Here is a 3,050-nt window from a genome sequence, read left to right as displayed (position 1 = left end):
AGCGCACAGGGCCACAGATCAGCACAATCGACATTACGCTGGAAATCCACTGACGTTTGAGTCTAACCTCGACAACAGCCTGCTGAAGTCCTCAGCCGAGTGGTACCCGGTCAATCCTGAGGCTGAATCTCTATGCCCATCCGAATCGAGCACGCTGCCCAGCTGGAAGAGAAAACCTATTTTGCTCACGCCGGTTTAGAGCCTTTTCCTCTGCTCACGATTGGCTCCCTAAGCTACGGATATGAGTTTTTCCTTCATTGGATGGGAGAGTCATCCCGCGTCAAGATTGGACGTTGCACTTCGATTGCAGGAGGGGTGCATTTTTTCGTAGGGTACGAGCACCATACTGACTGGGTTACTACTTACCCTTTCACCCATTTACCTGATTCCTGGCGAGAGCTTCGTGCTTTGAAAGGGCACCCTGTAACTCGCGGAGATATTGTTGTTGGCCATGATGTTTGGATTGGCTATGGCGCTAAGATTCGCTCGGGGGTAACCATTGGAAATGGAGCAGTTGTTGGAATGGGTGCTGTGGTAACTCGAGATGTCCCCCCTTATGCCATTGTTGCGGGCGTGCCAGCGAGGGTGGTTCGCTACCGTTTTGCACCTGAAGTGATCGAGTGGCTTATCCAACTTGCTTGGTGGGATTGGCCCCTTGAAGCCATACGCCAGGCAGCACCTCTTCTCTGTCGGCCACTAGATCAGGAAGCAATGTCAGGGCTTTCTCAGATCAAGCAAAGCCTTCTTGCTGTTTGAAACTACTTGAGAAATTCCCCGCAGGCTAAGATGAGAGTTGGTTACGCTTGAAAAAACAATCTCGAATAACCTGACTGTACTTCAGGCTCAAAAGCTCGACCATGACAGATCCCAAGCCAATATCTCCGCCTGAACAAAAGGCTGCTTCGGCCTCTTTTCGATCTCCTCAACCGCTCTGGCTCAGCCTAGCGCTGGGGATCACCACTGCTCCCGTTTTGTTGGGCTTGGTCTTGGCAGATCGGGCCGGGAAATGGCTGGGATCCCTGAGCTGGGAAGATCCGGGTTGGTGGCTGGGGGAGCGGCTGCCCAACTTAGACAGCGCCCCGCTACAGGCCCATGAGCAACAACGCAAAAACTCTGCCCCGGTCGAGAACCCCTAGCTTCTCTGTCACTTTCGTATCATAGGAAAGCGAACTAGCAGCAGGAGTTAACAGCCTTTGCGTAGGCCGGCCAAACCGTCTCAGGAGTTCGCCTCCACATTCTCGGGGGTGCTGTTTTGGACGAGCGCATTTCTCTTCACAACGGTGTTGAGCGCTTGTCTGGGCTACCTATTTGGTCAGCGAGCTCTATCGGGGGTTTCTTCTCCCGTCACCGGCGCCGGTCGGGCTTCTCCTTCCCGCGAAGTTCGGGATCCCCGTACTGTGCCTTTGCTGAACGAGGCTGAGGTAATTGCAGCAGCCGAAGCCAGCCTTCGTCCGTCCCCAACTCCCACCCCCCTCTTTACCCCAGCACCCACGCCGGTTGCAACTCCCACTCCAACACCCACCCCCAGATTGTCTCCTGAATTGGCGGCGGCCCCGTCGCCAACTCCTCGCCCCGCCACTCCATCTCCTCCACCTCCCCGTCCGCGTCAGCAGGACGGAGTTCCTGCCCCGCCGGCGCCCACACCACCTCCGCCCCCCCTACCAATTGCCGCCGGTGGACAGGTCTCTATGCAGGTGCTTTCGGTTCGTCGCGAGGGAAGCCAAGTGGTTCTGAATGTAGCTATGCAAAACAACTCGGCAGAGACGGTGCGCTTTCTCTATAGCTTCCTGAACATTACTGACGACAATGGACGGTCAATCAACGCGCTCACCCAGGGTTTGCCGGGGGAGCTGCCCCCCAATAGCCAAGTCTTCCAGGGAACCATCCGCATCCCAGCCTCGAGCCTAGCCGGATCCCGATCCCTGTCCCTGAGTTTGGCTGATTACCCCAGCCGCCGCCACCGAGTGGGAGCCAGTGGGATCCCAGTGCCGCCGTAACACCCCTCTTCCTTTAGCTTCAGACCACAGATCCGGTCACGTAGCGTTGCGGAGCAACAGGAGCAACAAAGTTTGTACGGGGAACATGAGGTGGAGTTGAGAAGAGGTGCCTAGCCCAACCTTTGAACAGCCTGAGGAAATCCGAGCGCTTTTTGACCGCATTGCTCCCCACTATGACTCCCTCAACCAAACCTTGAGCCTGGGCCTCCATCAGGTTTGGAAGCGTATGGCCGTGCGTTGGTCGGGCGCCAGCTCAGGAGGATATGTGCTGGATCTGTGCTGTGGAACCGGTGATCTGGCTCTGCAGTTGGCCCGCCGAGTAGGACGAAGGGGACATGTGGTGGGCCTAGATTTCTCTCCCGCCATGCTGGCGATTGCCCGGCGTCGCTCCCGGCTCTTCCCTGGCTACTCCCTGGAGTGGGTTTTGGGAGATGCCTTGGCCTTACCTTTTCCCGACAGTAGCTTCGATGCCATTACCATGGGCTACGGCTTGCGCAATGTAACCGATATTCCCCAAGCCTTGCGAGAGATTAGGCGAGTACTGAAGCCAGGACGTCGTGCCGCCATTTTGGATTTTCACCGCCCCACAGGGATCCCTCTTTGCGAACAATTTCAGCGCTGGTACTTGAACACTCAGGTGGTTGCCCAGGCCAAAACTTTGGGACTGGGATCCGAATATGCCTACATTGATCCCAGCCTAGATCGCTTTCCCTCTGGAGAAGAGCAACGACAAATGGCCCTGCAGGCAGGGTTTGCCAGTGCCAAGTTCTACCCCCTAGCGTGGGGCATGATGGGGGTACTGGTGATTGAGAAGTTTCGTATTGTTTCCATTAATTCCACTAATTCCACTTCCCCGAAGGGAAGCGACTCCCGCCGATTATAACCCTTGTCCAGAGCGGGATCCAGGGGCCTAGATCGACAGGGTCTCGTTTAAGGACTCCGTCCCGCTGGCGCGAAAGGACTCCGGCCCGCTGGCGCGATGAGAGGCTAGGGAGCAGCGACATAACGATCCTGCGAGAGGCGCTCGTTGCCTCCCCACCTTGCTGGTTTGCT

Annotated in this window: 4 protein-coding genes; all 4 read left to right on the top strand. The window is 56.7% G+C overall.

Translation table 11 applies throughout. The features are described 5' to 3' along the window. Positions 1 to 132: 132 nt before the first annotated feature. The 4 genes from NW820_RS10165 (at position 133) to ubiE (ending at position 2,880) form a co-directional block, all read left to right on the top strand. Complete coding sequence (locus tag NW820_RS10165) at positions 133 to 756, top strand: CatB-related O-acetyltransferase (RefSeq protein ID WP_414399320.1); 624 nt, start codon at positions 133 to 135, stop codon at positions 754 to 756. 101 nt (positions 757 to 857) lie between these two features. Further along, the gene (locus NW820_RS10160; protein WP_414407421.1) at positions 858 to 1,136 is read left to right on the top strand and encodes a hypothetical protein; all 279 of its coding nucleotides are present in this window, start codon (positions 858 to 860) and stop codon (positions 1,134 to 1,136) included. Between the two features lie 147 nt (positions 1,137 to 1,283). Beyond that, the gene (locus NW820_RS10155) at positions 1,284 to 1,997 is read left to right on the top strand and encodes a hypothetical protein (RefSeq protein ID WP_414407420.1); all 714 of its coding nucleotides are present in this window, start codon (positions 1,284 to 1,286) and stop codon (positions 1,995 to 1,997) included. A 106-nt stretch (positions 1,998 to 2,103) separates the two neighbouring features. Next, the gene (ubiE, locus tag NW820_RS10150) at positions 2,104 to 2,880 is read left to right on the top strand and encodes a bifunctional demethylmenaquinone methyltransferase/2-methoxy-6-polyprenyl-1,4-benzoquinol methylase UbiE (RefSeq protein ID WP_414407419.1); all 777 of its coding nucleotides are present in this window, start codon (positions 2,104 to 2,106) and stop codon (positions 2,878 to 2,880) included. The last annotated feature ends 170 nt before the right edge of the window (positions 2,881 to 3,050 follow it).

The sequence above is a fragment of the Synechococcus sp. R55.7 genome (assembly GCF_047461955.1).
GTDB lineage: Bacteria > Cyanobacteriota > Cyanobacteriia > Thermostichales > Thermostichaceae > Thermostichus.
Note: the sequence above shows the minus strand (reverse complement) of the source record. Positions and strands in the feature narration are given on the sequence as shown.